Origin of the sequence: Sphingomonas sp. PvP055, assembly GCF_040546365.1 — a bacterium.
In the GTDB taxonomy this organism is placed as follows: Bacteria; Pseudomonadota; Alphaproteobacteria; order Sphingomonadales; family Sphingomonadaceae; genus Sphingomonas; species Sphingomonas echinoides_A.
This window is the reverse complement of record NZ_JBEPNS010000001.1, coordinates 3148950-3166901: the sequence shown is the minus strand read 5'-3', so window position 1 is coordinate 3166901 and position 17952 is coordinate 3148950. Positions and strand designations below refer to the sequence as shown.

The window sequence follows — 17952 nt, the reverse complement described above, 5'->3', positions numbered from 1 at the left end:
CCCGCATGCCCCGGCGGCCGCTCACCAGGATTTGCTGACGACGAGGCGGAAGTTGCGACCGAAGATCGGTCGCCCGTAGATCGCCTCCGCATTCCCCTGGCCGCTCAGCGAATCGGTGCGCGTATTGCCTTCGGTCAGGCCGTGCGCGTTGAACAGATTGTCGCCGACCACCTGGACCTGCCACGCCCCGTTGCGCAGCGTCACGCCCGAACCGACCGTGCCATAGGCCGGTAGCGCGGTGTTGTTGTACAGATCGACGAACCGCTTCCCCATGTAGGTGTAGCGCCCATAAACCGAGACGTGGGTGTTGTGGGTCTCGAAATCGAAGCTCGGGCGGATGTTGCCATAGACCTTGGGCTGGCGGACGATCTGGTTGCCCTCCGCCTTTGCCGGATCGGCACCGCTCGAACTCTTGAAGTTCTTGTACTTCGGATCGCTGATCGTCAGCGCACCGTTGAGCGAGAACCACGGCATCACTTGCCACGCACCGTCGAACTCGACGCCCTTCACCTTCGCCTGGCCGATGAACGGCACGTTGACGTCATTGCGCCCCGTGGTCGGGTCGAACGCGAGGAACGAGGCGTTGAGCGGATCGAAATTCGTATAGAAGCCCGTCACGTAGAGATACGAACGGCCCTTGGCGAGTTTCAGGCCCGCCTCGAACTGGTCGGCGACGGTGGTCAGGATCGTCGGGTTGATGCTCATCACCGTCTGGACGCTGGGCGGCGTTTCTAGATGCGAGGCGCGACCGTACACGCCGATATGTTTGCTGAAGTCGTAATTGGCGCCGACCGTCCAGTTGGTCGCGGTGGGCGACAGTTTCTGGTTGAGGATCGCGCCCGTGAACGCGCGCGTCGTGTCGTCGGCCAGCGTCGTCGCGTCGCCGAGATTGGCTTGCGCGGTCAGCGCGGCATAGCCTGTGTAGCTATAGCGTTCGTGCCGGATCCCGCCGTCGATGCGCAGCCCCGGCACGATCTCCCACGTGTCGTTGGCGTAGAAGGCGAACATCTTCGCATCCGAATCCCCCTGGCTGAGCGTGGCGGAATAGTTGAGCACGCCGTTGTCGGTCACGCGCCCGAGCGCGGTGCCGGCCGCCGAATAGGCGACGAGGTCGAGCGTGCGGGGCTTGCCCGCAACCTCGATCAGATAGTTCTGATATTGGGTGCGGCTGTCCTCCCCGTACAGGCTGCCGTAGAAGCCGAGTTTCAGGTCATGGCTGCCGATGCCGGTTTCGAACCGCTTGGCGACCGACAGGTTGGTCTGCGCCGAATAGAAGCTCGAATGGATGTCGCGATACTGCCCCTGCATCACCAGCCCGGAGGCGCTGTTCGGGTCATACACCGTGTTCGTCCCCGCCAGTACATAGCCAAGCCGCGAGACGGCACCGAACGCCGCGGTCGTCCGTGCGAGATAGCTGTTGGCGAAGGCCGTTCCGTCCACCGGGTTGGTGGTGGAATAGAAGGCGGTGAAATCGAGCTTGCCCTTGGTAAAGCCGCCCTTCGCTGAAACCAGCCAGCCATCGAAATCGGCATCATACTGCGCGCCGAAGTTGATCATCTGCATATGACGCCCGTCCGACAGGTCGCTCGTCCGGTTCTGCAGGACGCCAGCGCCGTCCCGGTTCTTCAGGTTGACGTTGCGCAGTGCGGGCGAGTTCATCGTGCCACTGAAATAATCGATGTACGGATTCAGGCTAACATTTGGGTTGCGCGGGTCCGCGGTCGGGATCGGAAGATAGAAGACGTTGTGATCGTTGACATAATTGACGTTCAGCTTGATCGTCCCATTGTCGAGATCATGCGTGAGGTTGGCGCGGATCTGGCCCCCCTTGTCGTTGGGGAAACCATTGTCGCGATAGCCGTCATGATAGCGCAGGAAGCCGCCGACCGCATAATGGGTGTCGCTGGAAATCGCGCCGGCCTGATACGCATCGAGCCGGTATAGCCCGGTGTCGCCGAGCGTCACCTGCGCCCGTCCGCGGGTGGTGTCCCGGCCGGTCACGGTGATCGCATTGACGATCGCGCCCGAATAGCTGGCATAGACCGGCGCCGGCCCGCCGCGCACGACTTCGACGTGATCGGTCATCAAATCCTGCTTCAGGATCGCGTCACCACGGAAAAACACGCCGTCATTCTCATGGAACAGCGGCAGGCCGTCCTGCTGGAAACTCACGAAGCCGCCATCGTTGGGCAAGCCGCGGATGCGGTAGATGTTCTGCACTTCGCCGCCGGTGATTTCGGTCTGGAAGCCGGGCAGCTGGCCGATCAGATCGGCGAAGTTGACGGGCGCAATCTTTTCCACGTCTTCGCGCGAGATCGTGTTGATCGCGTACGACACGTCGAAGCGGCGTTGTGCGCGGGTCGACCCGGTGACGATGATGTCGGTTCCGACCTGGTCCGCCGCATCGGCCGCAGCCTTGTCGGTCGGCGCTGGCGTGGCGGTGGCAGGGGCAGCCGGCGGCGTGTCGGTCGTTTGCGCGTGCGCGGGTGCGGCACCGGCGGCGCACAGAGCGACCAGCGCAGTGCCGGTGGCGAGAACAGTCTTGAGCATGGGCCCCCCAGGGAATTCATCTCGCCGAAACGGCGACGTCGCTCCCCTTGGTGGCGCAATGTGACAATCGCGATTGTTTCAGCAAAATTATTTTCGAAAGTATAGGGTTTGTCCGTCGCATGCGCCGGTCGCGATGCGCATCGGAGCAAGCCTACGGGGAGGCGGCCCGGTCAGCGGCTGTGCTGTGCCAGGAACGTCCACAGCGCTTCATTGTCCACGACCGACCAGCTGTGCTGGCCGCCGCGGGTTACGCGCACCGCGGTCTTCGTGGTGCCCGGGCAGCGGGCGTAGCCCTGTTCGTACACCGTTGCGCTGATGTTGCGCGCATAGGGTTCGCTGCAATGGTTGAGCGCCGCCCAGCGTTGCAACGCGATCGCTTGCGAATATTGCCAATAGGACGCGCCGCCACCCTGGATCGGATTGGTCGTGTCGGCATCGCCCGAAAAGGCGAGCACCGGTAGCGGTGCGTCGGGACGGCATGTCTTGGCGTCCGCCTGCTTGGGGTCGGACTTGCGGGGCCGCCCGGCGCGCAAGCCGACGACGGGGGCGATCGCGGCGAAGCGCCGGGGCACGACGCAACCGAGCAGCGACGTCATGCGCCCGCCACCCGACAATCCGGTCGCATAGACGCGACGACGATCGACGCAGCCTGTGGCGACCAGCCGGTCGATCAGGCCCGAAACATAGGCCACATCGTTGCGGTCGCGCTTTGTGGGCAAGGCACCCGTCACGGTCGGCACACCGGGGATGTTCCACACATAGCCACGCCCCGATCGAATCCCGCCGTCGGGCGCGACGACGATGAAACCGTGCCGGTCCGCCGTCTCGGCGAGACGGCTCTGCTGCAACATCTCGGTCCCGGTCCCCGTGCTCCCGTGGAACAGGAGGACGAGCGGCACCGCCGCGGCAGGGGCCGGGACGGGAAGGTGGAGCTGGGCGCGTTCGGGGACGGCGTCGATCGCGCTGACGCGACAGTCGGCGTGGGCGACACCCGCGACCAGGAACGGGATGAGGAAAGCGGGAAAGCCAAGCGTGCGCATCGCTCAGATCTATACCCGCACTGCGGCGTTGCCTAGCACCGCTTCGATCGCCGAACGCCGCACTGGCGCAATTCCATTTTAACGATGCCGCGATAAAATCATCGAATTGTTGAAGAAAGATCCCGATGCCCCGACGCATACGCTCCCTGCTGACCACGTTGAGCGACCAGGTTACCGCGCACGTCCGTCAGGCCGAGGTGATCGCCGGACACACCAATCTGCTCGCGCTGAACGCCACGATCGAAGCGGCGCGTGCCGGGGATGCGGGGCGCGGCTTCACCGTCGTGGCGCAGGAAGTGAAGACGCTCGCCGGGATGGCGGGGGACGTCCGCGTCCAGTTTCCGCGACGAGGTGCTGGGCTACCTCCAGCAAGGCACTGCGATTGCGGATGAGCTTGCGCGCGAAATCGAGGGCGGGCGCCTTGCCGATCTCGCGCAGTCGATCGCGGATACGCTGGCCCGGACCTTGTACGACCGGTCGATCGACGTGCGGATGCTGGCGACCGACTATTCGATCGTCGAGGCGTTGATGGTCGACCAGGCATCGCCGCGGATCGCGGCGCGCGCGGTCGACCGGCTGCGCGCGCTGCTCGGCTGCTCGCCGTATTTTCTCAACGCGTTCGTCGTGAACGGCGATGGCGACATTGCCGCGTGCGCGCATGAGAATGCAGCGGTGCTCGGCGTCAATTTCAAGGGATACGGTCAGTTCCAGCGCGCGATGGCGGCGGCGCCCGACGTCGGGTGGATGACCGACGAGGTCTGGCAGAACCCGTGGTCGGACGATCGCAAGGTGGTCGTCTATGTCGCGCCGGTCCGGATCGAAGGCGCCACGATCGGTGTCTGCTACCTCGAGTTCGACTTCGAGGGGCAGGCGGATGCGATCATGCGCGTGGTCGACAAGACCGCTGCGAACGGGATCGCCTCGATCATCGATGACCGCAACCGGGTCGTCGCGACGACCGGCGGCTACGCCTATCACGTGCGCCATCCGCATGCGCTCGCCGGGGAGGGGGCGCAACGCGCCTCCACCGATGGCCTCAACGTCGCGCAGGCGAGCGTGGTGTCGGATCGCGGAATCAGCGGGCTCAACCTCCGCTGCATCATCGAGGAGCATGTCGCGACCGAGCAGGACATCGCCGCCGCGGTCTTCCGCCACCGCGGATAGCGTTATCCCTCGGCGCGCGGCACCACTTCGACGATCTGGTCGTCCGCTTCGAGCCGCGCCGCCTCGGGCTCCCAGAAACCGAAGACCTGTTGCCCGCGATAGATCCGGTGGCCGAGGCCGGTCGTGATGCCGGACAAAGGCTTGCCCACTTCCTCCGCAGTGACGGCGCGTTCGCGCAACGCGACCCGACCTCCGGCAGCGGCAAGATCCGCCATATAGTCCGCGGTGTGCGCACCATGCGTCGACCCGGCGAGCAACAGGCCCGCGAAGCTCGCGGGATTGATCACGGTGTTGGCGCCCGCCTGATGCGCGATCGCCTCATTGTCCTGCGACCGGATCACCACGCTGATCGGCACGTCGGGCGCCAGCCGCCGCGCGGTCAGCACGATCAGGATCGAGGTGTCGTCGCGTCCGGCGGACACGATCACCGCGCGCGCGGTTTCGATCCGCGCCGCTTCCAGCGCGGCATTGCGCGTGGCGTTGCCCTCCATCACCGTCGCGCCGCAAGCCTCCGCCTGTTGCAACGCCCGGGCGGAATCGTCGATCACCACGACCGTCTGCGGATCGGCACCGCGCCGGACGAGCTCGCGCACCGCCTCGGATCCGCTGGTGCCGTAGCCGGTCACGATGACATGATCGGTGAGACGACGCTGGATCACCGTCATTCGCCACTTCTCCCAAACGCGTTTCAACAGGAAATCGTACGCCGTCCCCAGGAAGATCAGCCATACGAACAGCCGGATCGGCGTGACCACGAACGTATCGAACATCCGCGCCTGCTGCGTCACCGGGACGATATCGCCGTAACCCACCGTCGTCACGGTGATCATCGTAAAATATAGGATATCCGCAAAGGTGACGGGCTCGCCCGAATTCTGCCGGAGCCCGTCGCGGTCGAACCAATGGACCGCGAGCGCCACCCCGAGCAACGCCAGCGCCAGCAACGCACGCCACGACAGCGACAGCCATACCGGCGTACGGCTCTGGCGACGCAGGCGATATTTCGGCGTGTCGGCGTCGTCGCTGCGCATACGGATTCGTAGCGTCTTTCGCGGTCGAGGCAAACGCATATGGAAACGGCCGCGGCACCCAGGGGTGTCGCGGCCGTTTCGGAACCGGTGAACGCGGTCTTACGCCTTCATGTGGCCCGCGAGATGCTTGTTCATTTCGAACATCGTCACGCGGTCCTTGCCGAACACCTTCTTCAGCGCTTCGTCGGCGACGATCTCACGCTTGTTCTCGGGGTTCTGCAGGTCATGCTTCTTGATATATTCCCAGACCTTGCTGATCACTTCGCTGCGCGGCAGCTTGTCGTTGCCGACGATCGCACCGAGTTCGGGCGATGGCTGGATAGGCGCGAAGATGCCGCCGGTCTTGGGGGCGTCGCTCTTTGCGGTTGGAGTCTTGGCCATTTTGTTGGTCCTTCCTGGTGTGTCGTTACAGCCGACATCGGTTTCACGCCTTGTGGAGCGCTGCGCTCTTGTGCGCTGCCTTGCCGCCATTGTCACTCTTTACGATGAACTGGGGCTCTTCCGGCGAGGCGGCGACCTTGTGACCCTTGATCTTGGTCGGGCTGGTCTGCTTCTTTTCGACAACACCATGCGCGGTGCCGCCGTGAGATTTCCAAGTGACCGCGTCACCCTTTTTCAGCTCTGTCATCGCGTGTCTCCGTTGACGTGGAGCATCAGCGCGCGAACCGCCGGATCGTTGCACCGTCCAACGCAAACGGCCTGCCCCTCGTCCCGAGCGGCAGGCCGTCCATCGTGTCTGCGCCGGATCAGAACCCCTTGCGGAGCGTGATCCCGTAGGTGCGCGGTTCGTTGATGTACGCGCTGTAGCTGCCCGACTGGATCACCGTGTTGAACGCCGACAGATAGTAATTGTCGTTGCCGAGGTTGCGGACCCAACCCTGGATCTGGAACGCGTCGGGCAGGTCGAGCCCAATGCTGGCATTGACGGTCTTGACCTCGCTGCTCGCGATCGAGGCGGGGACGGTGTCGGTCAGCGCGGTTTTGCTGGTGTAGACGAATTCGCCGCGCAGGAAGCCGCTGATCCGGTCGGTGATCTGCTGCGTATAGGTCGCGTTGACGTTGCCCGAGAATTCGGGGACGCCGCCCGGCCGTGCGCCGGTCAGGTCGCGGAACTGCGGGGCGAGCGTACCGGCGGGCGACCCTGCGGCCACCTGGCAGCGGGGATCGAACGCGAAGCACGGCGCGCGCGTGAAGCTGTCGTACTTGGCATCCAGGTACGTGCCGGAGGCGTTGAGCAGCAGCGCGCGGAACGGCTTGTACGAGGCCTCGACTTCGACCCCGCGGACCGACTGGCTGCCCGCGTTGACGAGCGCGAAGCCGGTCCCGGTGAAGCCGTTCGACTGGAAGCCTTTGATCTTCTCGTCGAACACGGCGACGTTGAAGTACCCTCCGTTGAACCGTGCCTTCGCGCCGATTTCATAGACCTCGACGTTTTCCGGCGCGGCGGTGCGACCGACGCCGTTGTTGGGCGGACGGCTATCCGACGAAAGGTTGTACGCGCCCGCTTTCCAGCCGGTCGAATAGCTCGCGTAGACGTTGATGTTGCGCGTGAAATCGAACTTGGCGCGCGCCAGATAGGTGAATTTGTCGCCCTTCAGCACGCCGCTTTCGCTCGCGTTGGGGAAGTTGACCGGACCGTGATTGGCGGTGTCGGGATAGAAGAACTGGAGCGCGTTGAGCCCCGCGAACAAGTTGGTCGGAATCCGCGCCCCGGCGGGGGCAAGCGGGTTGAGGATCTGCAAGGGGAGGAAGCCCAGCTCGGGGACGTTGCGCAGGTTGAGCTGCGAGAAGCGATCGGTCAGTACGACATTCGAGAAGGCCGATTTACGATCGTTGAGATAGGCACCACCCACGGTCAGCGTTAGACGCTCGAACAGCTTGTAATCCGCTTGCCCGAAGATCGAATAGGAAATGTCGTTGAGGCGGTAATTGTCGAGAATGCCCGTGCCTTGCGCGAAGTAGGTCTGGCCCGGAATGACCGTGGTATTGCCCCCGGCGCGTTGCAGCGCCTCGAGCTGGGTGATCGGCGAGGTGCCCGTCAGCGCGCCGCCGGTCGCCGCCAGCGCGGCGGCGTTGGCGAAGCGCCGTCCGTCCGCGCCGTACAGAATGTTGCGCCCGGTCTTGATCCGTTCGTCCGAGTAGAAGCCGCCGAGCAACCAGTTGAACGGCCCCGCATAATCCGACGCGAGCCGGATTTCCTGTGTGAACGTCTTGATCGTGTCGTCGGTCGTCTGGTTGGAGATGTCGCCGCCGGTGAAATCCACGTCGAGATCGGTGCGGTTGGTCTGGCGACGATAGGCGGTGATCGAGGTCAGCTTGGCGAAGCCGAGGTTCCAGTCGATCTGGCCCGACACGCCCTTGCCGTTCAAGCGGTTGTTGGGCGCCGTGTTATAGACGACTTCGCGGTTGAACGGAGTGGCGGCATTGCCGACGAGTCCGCCGACACCGCCGATCGATCGCGGGAGGCCAATCAACTGCGTCAGCGGGCCGTTGGTGATCGTCACCGCGCCGCAGCAGACTTCGTTGATGTTGTTGAGATCGCCGATGATGCGGACCGAGAAGTTGGACGATGGTTCGAACAACAGGTCTGCGCGGAGCGACTGCCGATCACGACCGTTGACCTTCACGCCGTTGAGACGGTTGGTATAGAATCCCTCGCGCTGGTTGACGCTGCCGAACACCCGGAACGCCACCGTGTCGGTAATCGGTCCGGTGATCGATGCGCGCGCCTCGATGTTGCCCAGATTGCCGACGGTCGCCTCGGCATTGCCGCCCCAGGTGAATTGCGGGCGCTTGGTCACGATCGAGATCGCGCCCGCCGCGACGTTTTTGCCGAACAGCGTCGATTGCGGTCCGCGCAGCACTTCGATCCGCTCGAGCTCAGGAAGATCCGAAATCGACGAGGCGGAACGCGACCGGTAAACGCCATCGATGAAAACGCCGACCGAGCTTTCGATCCCGATGTTGCCGTTGCCGTTGCCGAAGCCGCGGATCGTGAAGTTGGTCTGGCCTGCGCTTTGAAACTGCGTGACCTTGAGCGAGGGGACGCTCGCCTGGAGGTCGATCAAGTCGTGGATCTTGGCTTTCTTGATCGTGTCGTCGCTGGTCACTGCGACCGAGACGGGGACGTCCTGCAACGTCTGCTCGCGCTTGGTCGCGGTCACGATGATGTCGTCGGTGTCGGTCGCACTGCGATCGATCTGCGGCGCGGCGGAAGTTGCAGCGGGGGCGCCCTGCGCTTGCGTGGTGGGGGGCGTATCCTGCGCAAAGGCAGGCGCCGCGTACAGCAATGCGATTGCCGACGCGCCAAGCAGGTCCGACTTCCTCATCTGTCATCCTCTCGCTGCCACAGGTGCCGGTCTTCCCGCCGGATCTGCATTTTCGAATGTAGGGTTTGTGAAATAGCGTGTCGTTGAATCCGCCGTCAATCGCATAATGATACGTAGTTACGGAAGCGATGGGGCAGCGTTACCCAAAGGATACAGTTGCAAAGCAGGACCAATTCGGCTCCTTGAATAGCAACAGGCACGACGCGACGATTGCCGTAGCGTCAAAGCCGTTCCGGCAACCGAAAGAGCGACGATGGATGACGATGGAGCCCCGTTGAGTGAGGGCGATCTGGTGGCCGCGCCCGCAAAGCTTTTCGTTCCCGAAGACGTCGCCGAGGCCGTGCGCACGCTGATTCGCTGGACCGGCGACGATCCGACACGCGAAGGGCTGATCGAAACGCCGCAGCGAGTCGCACGCGCGTGGAAGGAATATTGCAGTGGATATCAGGATGATCCCGCAGTCCATCTGAAGCGCGTGTTCGAGGAAGTGGGCGGCTATGACGAGATCGTCCTCCTTAAGGACATCCCGTTCCAGTCGCATTGCGAACATCACATGGCGCCGATCATCGGCAAGGCGCACATCGCGTATCTGCCGTCGAACTGGGTGGTCGGCATTTCGAAGCTGGCGCGGGTCCTGCAGGCCTATTCGCGCCGGTTGCAGGTGCAGGAGCGGCTGACCGCGGAAGTCGCCAATTGCATTTGGGACAATCTCAAACCGCTGGGTGTCGCTGTCGTGATCGAGGCCAACCACGCGTGCATGACCGCGCGCGGCGTGCGGACGCCAGGCGTCTCGATGGTGACCAGCCGCATGATGGGCGTGTTCCGCGACGACGAGCGCAGCCGGAAGGAAATCCTCGCGCTGATGGGGTGCTGATGCAAGCCGAGCGAACCGTTCTCGTCACCGGCGCCGCCCGGCGCCTGGGCGCGACGATCGCCCGGCATCTGGCGGATTTGGGCGAGGGGGCAGGGTGGCGTGTCGCGATCCACCACCACAATTCCGCGGAGGAGGCAGAGGCCTTGTCGCGGCAGCTCGGCGGATCGATCGTGCTGACCGGAGACTTGGCGGACCCAGCGACCCCCGCCGCGCTGGTCGCGGCGGCGCGTAGCGGGTTCGGTGCGCCGCTGATGGCGGTCGTCAACAGCGCGTCGCTGTTCGATTACGATACCCCGCCTGCTGTTTCCGCCGCGTCGCTGGAGCGGCATGCGCGCGTCAATCTCGATGCGCCCGTCCTGCTTGCCTGCGCGCTGGCCGCGCAGGAAGATCTTCGCGATGGTGCGGTGGTCGACGTGCTCGACCAGAAGGTCGCCAATCTCAACCCCGACTTCTTCGCCTATAGTTGCGCCAAGATCGCGCTTGAGGGCGCCACGACGATGCTCGCGCAGGCGCTCGGCCCGCGGATCCGGGTCAACGCGGTTTCGCCCGGGTTGACGCTCCCGAGCGCGGACCAGAGCGAGGCGGAATTCCGGGCGGTGGCATCGCGCAACACGCTGCGCCGGCCCGTCGATCCAGAGGACGTGGCGCGCGCGGTGGCGTTCCTGCTCGATGCGCGCGGGATCGCCGGACAGAATCTTTTCGTCGATTGCGGGCAGCGGTTCCTGCCGTTGCCCCGCGACGTCATGTTCGAAAATCGGGTATGACCGGGCCGGTCCGCTTCACCACCGTGCTCGACGGGCTTGAGCTCGTCATGGGGCTGGGAATTCACCCGGGCGAACGCGCTGCGCCGCAGCGCGTGATCGTGTCGGTGCGGATGGAGGTCGTCTATCCTGCGACGCCAGCCGACGACCGGATCGATCAGGTGCTCGATTATGATTTCGTGCGCAGCGGGATTCACGCGCTGGTGGCGGATCGTCACTTCGACCTGCAGGAAACGCTGTGCGAAGCGATCGCCGCCCTATGCTTCACCGACCCGCGCGTCGAGCGTGTGACGGTGCGGACGAGCAAGCCCGACGTCTATCCGGACGCCGCGGTCGGGTGTGAGATCGAGCGGGTGCGGTAGCGCCACCCACCCCGGCGCAGGCCGGGGTGGGTGGCGCTTTCGTTACACCCGGTTCGCCGCGCTCAGCACGGCGCGCACGCTTGCGGTGGCGACGTCGGCATCAATCCCCACGCCGAACACGGTGCGACCATCCGACGTGCGGCATTCGACATAGGCGACCGCCTGCGCATTCGCGCCATGCCCGATCGCGTGCTCATTATAGTCGACCACGTCGAGCGTCGGCCCGGTCGACCCCTCCAGCGCCGCGATCACGCCCGAGATCAGCCCGTTGCCCCGTCCGGAGATCGATTGCTCGGTCCCGTCCACGGCGACATGCCCGACGAACACCCGGTCGCCGACACTGCCGCTTTCCTGATAATCGACCAGCCGGAACCGGTCCGCATCGCGCGCCAGATAGGTCGCGGCGAACTGTCCCCAGATGTCAGCGGCATTGAGTTCGCGGCTCGTCTCGTCGGCAAGCCGCTGGACGTGCCGGCTGAAGTCCGCCTGCAACCGCTTGGGCAGCTTGAGCCCCTTGTCCTGCTCGATCACCCACGCGACGCCGCCCTTGCCCGATTGCGAGTTGACGCGGATCACCGCCTCGTAGCTGCGCCCGAGGTCGGCCGGGTCGATCGGCAGATAGGGGACTTCCCACAGCGGATCGTTCTTCGCTTCTTGCGCGGCGAAGCCCTTCTTGATTGCGTCCTGATGGCTGCCCGAGAACGCCGTGAAGACCAGGTCGCCAGCATACGGCGTGCGCGGATGGACCGGCAGCTGCGTGCAATAGTTCACCGTGCTGACGATCTCGTCGATGTCCGAGAAGTCGAGCCGGGGATCGACGCCCTGCGTGTACATGTTGAGCGCGACCGTCACGAGATCGCAATTGCCGGTGCGCTCGCCATTCCCCAGCAGGCAGCCCTCGACCCGGTCCGCGCCCGCCATCAGGCCGAGTTCGGCGGCAGCGACGCCGGTGCCGCGGTCGTTATGCGGATGGAGGCTCAAAGCGACGCAGTCCCGGTTCCGGATGTTCCGCCCGAACCATTCGATCTGATCGGCATAGACATTGGGCGTCGCGCATTCGACCGTCGCGGGCAGGTTGAGGATCAATTTGTGGTCGGGCGTCGGGCGCAGCACGTCCATCACCGCCTCACAGACCTCGAGCGAGAAATCGAGTTCGGCGGTCGAGAACGTCTCCGGACTATATTCGAAATACCAGTCGGTATCGGGCTGCGCGGCGGCCTGATCACGCAGGATCATCGCGCCGTCGATCGCGATCTTCTTGACCTCCTCGCGCGTCATCCCGAACACGATCTTGCGCCATGCCGGGCTCACCGCGTTATAGAGGTGGACGATCGCACGCGGCGCACCGCGCAACGATTCGAAACTGCGCTCGATCAGGTCGCGGCGCGATTGCGTCAGCACTTGAATCAGCGTGTCGTCGGGGATGCGGCCCGACTGGACCAGCCCGGAAATGAAGTCGAACTCGGTCGCGCCCGCGGCGGGGAAGCCGACCTCGATCTCCTTGATCCCGACCTTGACGATCAGGTCGAACAGCCGCGTCTTCTTCTCGGCGTCCATCGGGTCGATCAGCGCCTGGTTGCCGTCGCGCAGATCGGTCGACAGCCAGCGTGGGGCGGTATCGATGATCCGGGACGGCCACTGCCGGTCGGGCAGGGCGATTTGCGGAAACGGTCGGTATTTGATCGAAGGGTCGCGCAGCATGATAGGTCTCGTCGGCAGAAGGGGGACGGGATTGGATCAGGCCCTCAGGCGCGTCGTGCGCAACGCGCACGCGGGAAGTCCGCGCCTAAGGGCGCGTAAGTCGAAGCAGGCGGAGGGCTTGGACAGACTTCATGGCTGCAACCTGAATAGCGTGATCCGCCTTCCCCTGTCCAGAGCCTGCGTGCCCTGATCCAAATCAGTGTGCAGCGCCGCGATCGGTGGTACCGCAAGGGCGTATGCGTCAGATCATTTACACCAGCGTGACGACCAAGACGACCGGGCGAGCGGCGGACGACTGCACCGCGATCCTGCGGGTGGCGTCGGGACGCAACGGGCTCGATGGCATCACCGGGCTGCTGTACACTGAAGAGGATTCATTCCTCCAGGTGATCGAGGGGCCGGAAGAGAGCGTCGCCGAACTGCTCGAGAGCCTCTACGCCGATACGCGGCACCGCGACATTCGCATCCTCGTCGACCAGATCGTCGAGCATCGCGAGTTTGGCGACTGGATGATGCTCCACCGCGACCGGCGCGAGACGTCGGACGCGTTCGACGATCGGCTGCGTGTCCGGCTGTCGCGCGTTTCGCCGGAGACGGCGAGCTATTTCAAGGCACTGACCGCAGCCTGAGCGGAACCGCTCGACCCGTCGGGCCGAACGATGCCGTCGGACGTTACTCCGCTTCGAACGCCGCGTTGATCGTCAGGTCGACCTTGTCGCCGACCAGCGGCAGATAGCCGTTGATCCCGAAGTCGCTGCGCTTGATCGAGGTCGTCGCAGCGAACCCGACGTTGGTCTTGTGCGCGCCGAACAGCGACGGGCCGGCACCGATGAAGCGCGCCGCGAGCACGACCGGCTTGGTCACGCCGTGCAGCGTCAGATTGCCCGTGATCGTCGCGTTCATGCCGTTGACCGCAACCTTGGTCGACACGAAGCGCGCCTCGGGGAATTTCGCGCCATCGAAGAATTCCGGCTTCTGGAGATGCTCGTCGAGCGCGGCGACCGTCGTCGACACCTTGTTGACCGGGAACACGATCTCGACCTTCGCAGCGGCGGGGTTCTTCGGGTCGATCGTCAGCGATCCGGTCGGCTGCGTGAACTGGCCGGTATATTCGCTGAAGCCGAGATGGTTGAGCGAGAAGACGACCTGGGTGTGGCCGCTGTCGACCTTGTAGGTGCCGGCGGCGACCTTGGCGACGCTGCGCGTGCCGGGCGGGGTGGTCGGCATCTGCGCGACGAGCGGGGTTGCGGCGATCGCCGCGACGGCGGCGAGAAACATGGGTGTGCGCTGCATGGGAATACTCCTGTTGGAGCATCGTTCTGCGGCAGATTGCGCGGATGCGACAAGCCCCGATTCGGCAACATACGGTTTCGTTGGCGGGGGGCGCGTGCGGGGGCGTGGCGTTGCTGGGCTTCCCCACCCCAACCCCTCCCCTGAAGGGGAGGGGCTAAGAAGCAGTGAAACAGAAAAGCCCCTCCCCTTCAGGGGAGGGGTTGGGGTGGGGCAGTGCCTCGCAGAGCACACCCCCCCATCCCGATCAGTTCTTGTCCTTGTCCACCAGCTTGTTCGCGCCGATCCACGGCATCATCGCGCGCAGTTCCGCGCCCACCTTCTCGATCGGATGCGCCGCCGCCTGCTTGCGCGCGGCCTTCAGCTCGGGCTGGCCGGCGCGGTTGTCGAGCACGAAGTTCTTGACGAACCGGCCCGACTGGATGTCGGCGAGCACGCGCTTCATCTCGGCCTTGGTCTCATCGGTGATGATCCGCGGGCCGGTGACGATGTCGCCATATTCGGCGGTGTTGCTGATCGAATAGCGCATGTTGGCGATGCCGCCCTCATACAGCAGATCGACGATCAGCTTGGTTTCGTGCAGGCATTCGAAATACGCCATTTCCGGCGCATAGCCCGCCTCGACCAGCGTCTCGAACCCGGCCTGGATCAGATGGGTCACGCCGCCGCACAGCACGGCCTGCTCGCCGAACAGATCGGTCTCGCATTCCTCGCGGAAGTTGGTCTCGATGATGCCCGAACGCCCGCCACCAACGCCGCTGGCATAGGCAAGGCCGATGTCATGCGCGTTGCCGCTCTTGTCCTGGTGGATCGCGATCAGGCAGGGGACGCCGCCGCCCTTGACGTATTCGCTGCGCACGGTGTGGCCGGGGCCCTTGGGCGCGATCATGATGACGTCGAGATCGGCGCGCGGCTCGATCAGGCCGAAATGCACGTTGAGGCCATGCGCGAAGGCGATCGTCGCGCCCTGCTTCAGGTTCGCGTGGAGATCGTCGGCATAGATCGCGGCCTGATGCTCGTCGGGCGCGAGGATCATCGTGATATCGGCCCAGGCGGCGGCTTCGGCGTTGGTCATCACCTTGAAGCCAGCGTCGGTCGCCTTCTTGGCGGTGGCGGAGCCGGCGCGGAGCGCGATCGCAATGTCCTTGACGCCCGAATCGCGCAGGTTCTGCGCATGCGCGTGGCCTTGGCTGCCGTAGCCGACGATGGCGATCTTCTTGCCGGTGATCAGGTTCAGGTCGGCATCGGCATCATAATAAACGCGCATGGTATTCAGCTCCTAAGGACGTCACCCCGGCCTCGTGCCGGGGGCCACCGCGCCTCATGCACGGTGGGGGTGTTGGATGGAGGGACCCCGGCGCACGGCCGGGGTGACGGAAACTGGTCTAAACCGCCTTCGCGCCGCGGGCCATTGCGACGATCCCGGTCCGCGCGACTTCGCACAGCCCGACTTCGCGCATCAGCGTGACGAAGGTGTCGATCTTCTCGCGTCCGCCGGTCACTTCGAACACGAAGCTGGTCGTCGTCGCATCGACCACGCGCGCGCGGTAGACGTCGGCGAGGCGGAGCGCCTCGATCCGGTGATCGCCGACCCCCGACACCTTGAGCAACGCAAGCTCGCGTTCGACATGCGGGCCGAGCGCGGTCAGGTCGGTGACCGAATGCACCGGGATCAGCCGGTCGAGCTGCGCGAGGATCTGCTCCATCGTCGCATCGCTCGCCGAGGTGACGATCGTGATCCGGCTGACCGCCTTGTCGGCGGTGACGTCGGACACGGTCAGGCTCTCGATATTATAGCCACGCGCGGTGAACAGCCCCGCGATCCGCGCGAGGATGCCGGGCTCGTTGTCGACCATCACGGCGAGCGTGTGGCGGGTTTCCTTGGCTTGAGTGATATGCATTATTTCTCCCCTCCCGCTTGCGGGAGGGGCTGGGGGTGGGCTCCCGACCTCCACAAACGGTACGTTTGCGCAAAGCGCGCGCCCACCCCTCGGTCCCCTCCCGCAAGCGGGAGGGGAGGCAGAAGACTATCCATCACACCAGCGCCTTCGCTTCGTCGTCCATCTCGCCCGAGACTTCGCTCGCCTGGAGCAACATCTCGGTATGCGCGGCACCCGACGGAATCATCGGGAAGCAGTTCGCCAGCTTGGCGACCCGACAATCGACGATCACCGGCCCGTCATAATCGAGCATCGCCGCGATCCCGTCGTCGAGCTCACCCATCGTCTGGATGCGAATGCCCTTCCAGCCATAGGCTTCGCCGAGCTTGACGAAATCAGGAAGCGCATCGCTGTAGCTTTCCGAATAGCGGCTCGAATAGGTCAGCTCCTGCCACTGGCGGACCATCCCCATATATTCGTTATTGAGGATGAAGATCTTGACCGGCAGGCGATATTGCGAGGCGGTCCCCAGCTCCTGGATGTTCATCTGGATCGAGGCTTCGCCCGCGATGTCGATCACCAGCGCCTTCGGGTTGCCGACCTGCGCGCCGATCGCGGCGGGCAGGCCGTAGCCCATCGTGCCGAGACCTCCGCTGGTCAGCCACTTGTTCGGTGCCTCGAACCCGAAGTGCTGCGCCGCCCACATCTGATGCTGGCCGACTTCGGTCGTGATGATCGGGTTGCGCTTGTGCGTCGCCTCCCACAGCGCGCGGATCGCGCGTTGCGGCATGATGTCGCTCGGCAGGTCGGTGAAGGCGAGGCTGCGCTTGTCGCGCCATTCCTCGATCATCGTCCACCATGCGCGCAAATCGGGCTTGGGATGACGCCGCGCCTTGAACACGCGGACCATGTCCTCGAGCGCATGACCGACGTCCGCAACGATCGGCAGGTCGACGCGCACGTTCTTGTTGATCGAAGACCGATCGATATCGACGTGAATCTTGCGCGAATGGGGACTGAACGCGTCCAAACGGCCAGTAACCCGGTCGTCGAATCGCGCGCCGAGGCACACGACGAGGTCGGCCTTGTTCATCACCATATTGGCTTCGTAGGTGCCGTGCATCCCGAGCATGCCGAGCCATTGCGGCCCGGTCGCGGGATAGGCCCCCAGGCCCATCAGCGTCGAGGTGACGGGCGCGCCGCTGATTCGCGCGAGTTCGCACAGCAACTGGCTCGCCGCCGGCCCCGCGTTGATGATCCCGCCGCCGGTATACAGCACCGGGCGTTCCGCCGCGGCGAGCATGTCCATCGCCGCTTCGATGCTCGGCTGGTCGGCCTTGACCTGCGGGCGATAGGTCTTGTGGCGGATCGGGCCGGGCTTGGCGTAGCGCGCGGTCGCGACCTGCACGTCCTTGGGGATGTCGATCACCACCGGGCCGGGGCGCCCCGAGGTCGCGATATAGAACGCCTCGTGGATCGTCGCGCCGAGCTTGGCCGGGTCCTTCACCAGATAATTATGCTTCGAACAATGCCGCGTGATTCCAACGGTGTCGGCTTCCTGGAACGCATCGGTCCCGATCAGCGCGGTTGGCACCTGACCCGTGATCACCACCATCGGGATCGAATCCATCAGCGCATCGGTGATCCCGGTGATCGCGTTGGTCGCGCCCGGGCCCGAGGTGACGAGCACGACGCCGGGCTTGCCGGTCGAGCGGGCATAGCCCTCCGCCGCATGCGTCGCGGCCTGTTCGTGGCGCACCAGGATGTGCTTGATCCGGCCTGAGCGGAACAGCGCGTCATAGATCGGCAACACCGCACCACCGGGGTAGCCGAACACGACTTCCACGCCGAGATCGCACAGCGCCTCGATCAGGATGTCGGCTCCACTCAACTCGGTCACGCTCGTTCTCCTTGCGGATGCTGCATGGCAGCAATGGGAGAGGGGCGGCTAAACGTACAAAACATGCGTG

At 64.7% G+C, this 17952-nt stretch carries 16 protein-coding genes and 1 pseudogene; 6 read left to right on the top strand and 11 right to left on the bottom strand.

Going from position 1 to position 17952, the window contains the following annotated elements:
- Nucleotides 1-21: 21 nt before the first annotated feature.
- Nucleotides 22-2550: a TonB-dependent receptor gene (locus ABIC16_RS14960; protein ID WP_354291690.1), complete on the bottom strand. Its 2529-nt coding sequence runs from the start codon at nt 2548-2550 to the stop codon at nt 22-24.
- A 170-nt stretch (nt 2551-2720) separates the two neighbouring features.
- Complete coding sequence (locus ABIC16_RS14955; protein ID WP_354291689.1) at nt 2721-3590, bottom strand: CE1 family esterase; 870 nt, start codon at nt 3588-3590, stop codon at nt 2721-2723.
- A 200-nt stretch (nt 3591-3790) separates the two neighbouring features.
- Between ABIC16_RS14955 and ABIC16_RS14950 the strand changes: the two are divergent.
- Both ABIC16_RS14950 and ABIC16_RS14945 read left to right on the top strand, forming a co-directional pair.
- Nucleotides 3791-3901, top strand: a pseudogene (locus ABIC16_RS14950) (methyl-accepting chemotaxis protein); the annotation flags it as partial.
- Between the two features lie 40 nt (nt 3902-3941).
- A complete protein-coding gene (locus ABIC16_RS14945) occupies nt 3942-4754 on the top strand; it encodes a cache domain-containing protein (protein WP_354291688.1) in 813 nt (270 codons plus the stop codon).
- Between the two features lie 2 nt (nt 4755-4756).
- On the opposite strand, the gene ABIC16_RS14940 is transcribed toward ABIC16_RS14945, so the two are convergent.
- The 4 genes from ABIC16_RS14940 to ABIC16_RS14925 all read right to left on the bottom strand — a co-directional run bounded on the left by ABIC16_RS14940 (nt 4757) and on the right by ABIC16_RS14925 (nt 9114).
- Nucleotides 4757-5785: a potassium channel family protein gene (locus tag ABIC16_RS14940; RefSeq protein ID WP_354291687.1), complete on the bottom strand. Its 1029-nt coding sequence runs from the start codon at nt 5783-5785 to the stop codon at nt 4757-4759.
- Between the two features lie 99 nt (nt 5786-5884).
- Complete coding sequence (locus ABIC16_RS14935) at nt 5885-6166, bottom strand: SWIB/MDM2 domain-containing protein (RefSeq protein WP_277971004.1); 282 nt, start codon at nt 6164-6166, stop codon at nt 5885-5887.
- A gap of 43 nt (nt 6167-6209) precedes the next feature.
- Nucleotides 6210-6413 carry a hypervirulence associated TUDOR domain-containing protein gene (locus ABIC16_RS14930; protein WP_354291686.1) on the bottom strand — a complete coding sequence of 68 codons (204 nt, stop codon included), beginning with the start codon at nt 6411-6413 and terminating at the stop codon, nt 6210-6212.
- A gap of 118 nt (nt 6414-6531) precedes the next feature.
- Nucleotides 6532-9114, bottom strand: coding sequence for a TonB-dependent receptor (locus ABIC16_RS14925; RefSeq protein ID WP_354291685.1), 2583 nt, complete (start codon nt 9112-9114; stop codon nt 6532-6534).
- A gap of 253 nt (nt 9115-9367) precedes the next feature.
- Here ABIC16_RS14925 and folE point away from each other — a divergent pair, with 253 nt between their 5' ends.
- Genes folE through ABIC16_RS14910 form a run of 3 tightly spaced genes read left to right on the top strand, consistent with a single transcriptional unit; the run spans nt 9368 to nt 11111 of the window.
- Nucleotides 9368-9988, top strand: coding sequence for a GTP cyclohydrolase I FolE (gene folE / locus ABIC16_RS14920; protein ID WP_277971007.1), 621 nt, complete (start codon nt 9368-9370; stop codon nt 9986-9988).
- The gene (locus ABIC16_RS14915; RefSeq protein ID WP_354291684.1) at nt 9988-10752 is read left to right on the top strand and encodes an SDR family oxidoreductase; all 765 of its coding nucleotides are present in this window, start codon (nt 9988-9990) and stop codon (nt 10750-10752) included. Before folE ends, ABIC16_RS14915 begins: the two co-directional genes overlap by 1 nt.
- A complete protein-coding gene (locus ABIC16_RS14910; RefSeq protein ID WP_354291683.1) occupies nt 10749-11111 on the top strand; it encodes a dihydroneopterin aldolase in 363 nt (120 codons plus the stop codon). Before ABIC16_RS14915 ends, ABIC16_RS14910 begins: the two co-directional genes overlap by 4 nt.
- A gap of 42 nt (nt 11112-11153) precedes the next feature.
- On the opposite strand, the gene leuA is transcribed toward ABIC16_RS14910, so the two are convergent.
- Entirely contained in the window at nt 11154-12812 is a 1659-nt protein-coding gene (gene leuA, locus ABIC16_RS14905; protein WP_354291682.1) for a 2-isopropylmalate synthase, read from the bottom strand.
- Nucleotides 12813-13048: 236 nt separating this feature from the next.
- On the opposite strand from leuA, the gene ABIC16_RS14900 reads away from it, so the two are divergent.
- Nucleotides 13049-13441 carry a BLUF domain-containing protein gene (locus tag ABIC16_RS14900; RefSeq protein ID WP_277971011.1) on the top strand — a complete coding sequence of 131 codons (393 nt, stop codon included), beginning with the start codon at nt 13049-13051 and terminating at the stop codon, nt 13439-13441.
- Between the two features lie 43 nt (nt 13442-13484).
- On the opposite strand, the gene ABIC16_RS14895 is transcribed toward ABIC16_RS14900, so the two are convergent.
- From ABIC16_RS14895 to ABIC16_RS14880, 4 genes are all read right to left on the bottom strand, one after another.
- Nucleotides 13485-14105, bottom strand: coding sequence for a YceI family protein (locus ABIC16_RS14895; protein ID WP_277971012.1), 621 nt, complete (start codon nt 14103-14105; stop codon nt 13485-13487).
- A 244-nt stretch (nt 14106-14349) separates the two neighbouring features.
- Nucleotides 14350-15369, bottom strand: a complete 1020-nt coding sequence (ilvC, locus tag ABIC16_RS14890; protein WP_354291681.1) for a ketol-acid reductoisomerase — start codon at nt 15367-15369, stop codon at nt 14350-14352.
- Between the two features lie 118 nt (nt 15370-15487).
- Nucleotides 15488-16003, bottom strand: coding sequence for an acetolactate synthase small subunit (gene ilvN / locus ABIC16_RS14885; protein WP_277971083.1), 516 nt, complete (start codon nt 16001-16003; stop codon nt 15488-15490).
- 133 nt (nt 16004-16136) lie between these two features.
- Nucleotides 16137-17882: an acetolactate synthase 3 large subunit gene (locus tag ABIC16_RS14880; RefSeq protein ID WP_277971084.1), complete on the bottom strand. Its 1746-nt coding sequence runs from the start codon at nt 17880-17882 to the stop codon at nt 16137-16139.
- Nucleotides 17883-17952: the final 70 nt, after the last annotated feature.

What these genes read in the sequence shown, in the direction of transcription:
- ilvC (WP_354291681.1), bottom strand. Translation starts at nt 15,369, where the DNA reads ATGCGCGTTTATTATGATGCCGATGCCGACCTGAACCTGATCACCGGC.
- ABIC16_RS14940 (WP_354291687.1), bottom strand. Translation starts at nt 5,785, where the DNA reads ATGCGCAGCGACGACGCCGACACGCCGAAATATCGCCTGCGTCGCCAG.
- ABIC16_RS14930 (WP_354291686.1), bottom strand. Translation starts at nt 6,413, where the DNA reads ATGACAGAGCTGAAAAAGGGTGACGCGGTCACTTGGAAATCTCACGGC.
- ABIC16_RS14925 (WP_354291685.1), bottom strand. Translation starts at nt 9,114, where the DNA reads ATGAGGAAGTCGGACCTGCTTGGCGCGTCGGCAATCGCATTGCTGTAC.
- ABIC16_RS14895 (WP_277971012.1), bottom strand. Translation starts at nt 14,105, where the DNA reads ATGCAGCGCACACCCATGTTTCTCGCCGCCGTCGCGGCGATCGCCGCA.
- ilvN (WP_277971083.1), bottom strand. Translation starts at nt 16,003, where the DNA reads ATGCATATCACTCAAGCCAAGGAAACCCGCCACACGCTCGCCGTGATG.
- ABIC16_RS14915 (WP_354291684.1), top strand. Translation starts at nt 9,988, where the DNA reads ATGCAAGCCGAGCGAACCGTTCTCGTCACCGGCGCCGCCCGGCGCCTG.
- leuA (WP_354291682.1), bottom strand. Translation starts at nt 12,812, where the DNA reads ATGCTGCGCGACCCTTCGATCAAATACCGACCGTTTCCGCAAATCGCC.
- ABIC16_RS14955 (WP_354291689.1), bottom strand. Translation starts at nt 3,590, where the DNA reads ATGCGCACGCTTGGCTTTCCCGCTTTCCTCATCCCGTTCCTGGTCGCG.
- ABIC16_RS14900 (WP_277971011.1), top strand. Translation starts at nt 13,049, where the DNA reads ATGCGTCAGATCATTTACACCAGCGTGACGACCAAGACGACCGGGCGA.
- ABIC16_RS14935 (WP_277971004.1), bottom strand. Translation starts at nt 6,166, where the DNA reads ATGGCCAAGACTCCAACCGCAAAGAGCGACGCCCCCAAGACCGGCGGC.
- ABIC16_RS14960 (WP_354291690.1), bottom strand. Translation starts at nt 2,550, where the DNA reads ATGCTCAAGACTGTTCTCGCCACCGGCACTGCGCTGGTCGCTCTGTGC.
- folE (WP_277971007.1), top strand. Translation starts at nt 9,368, where the DNA reads ATGGATGACGATGGAGCCCCGTTGAGTGAGGGCGATCTGGTGGCCGCG.
- ABIC16_RS14910 (WP_354291683.1), top strand. Translation starts at nt 10,749, where the DNA reads ATGACCGGGCCGGTCCGCTTCACCACCGTGCTCGACGGGCTTGAGCTC.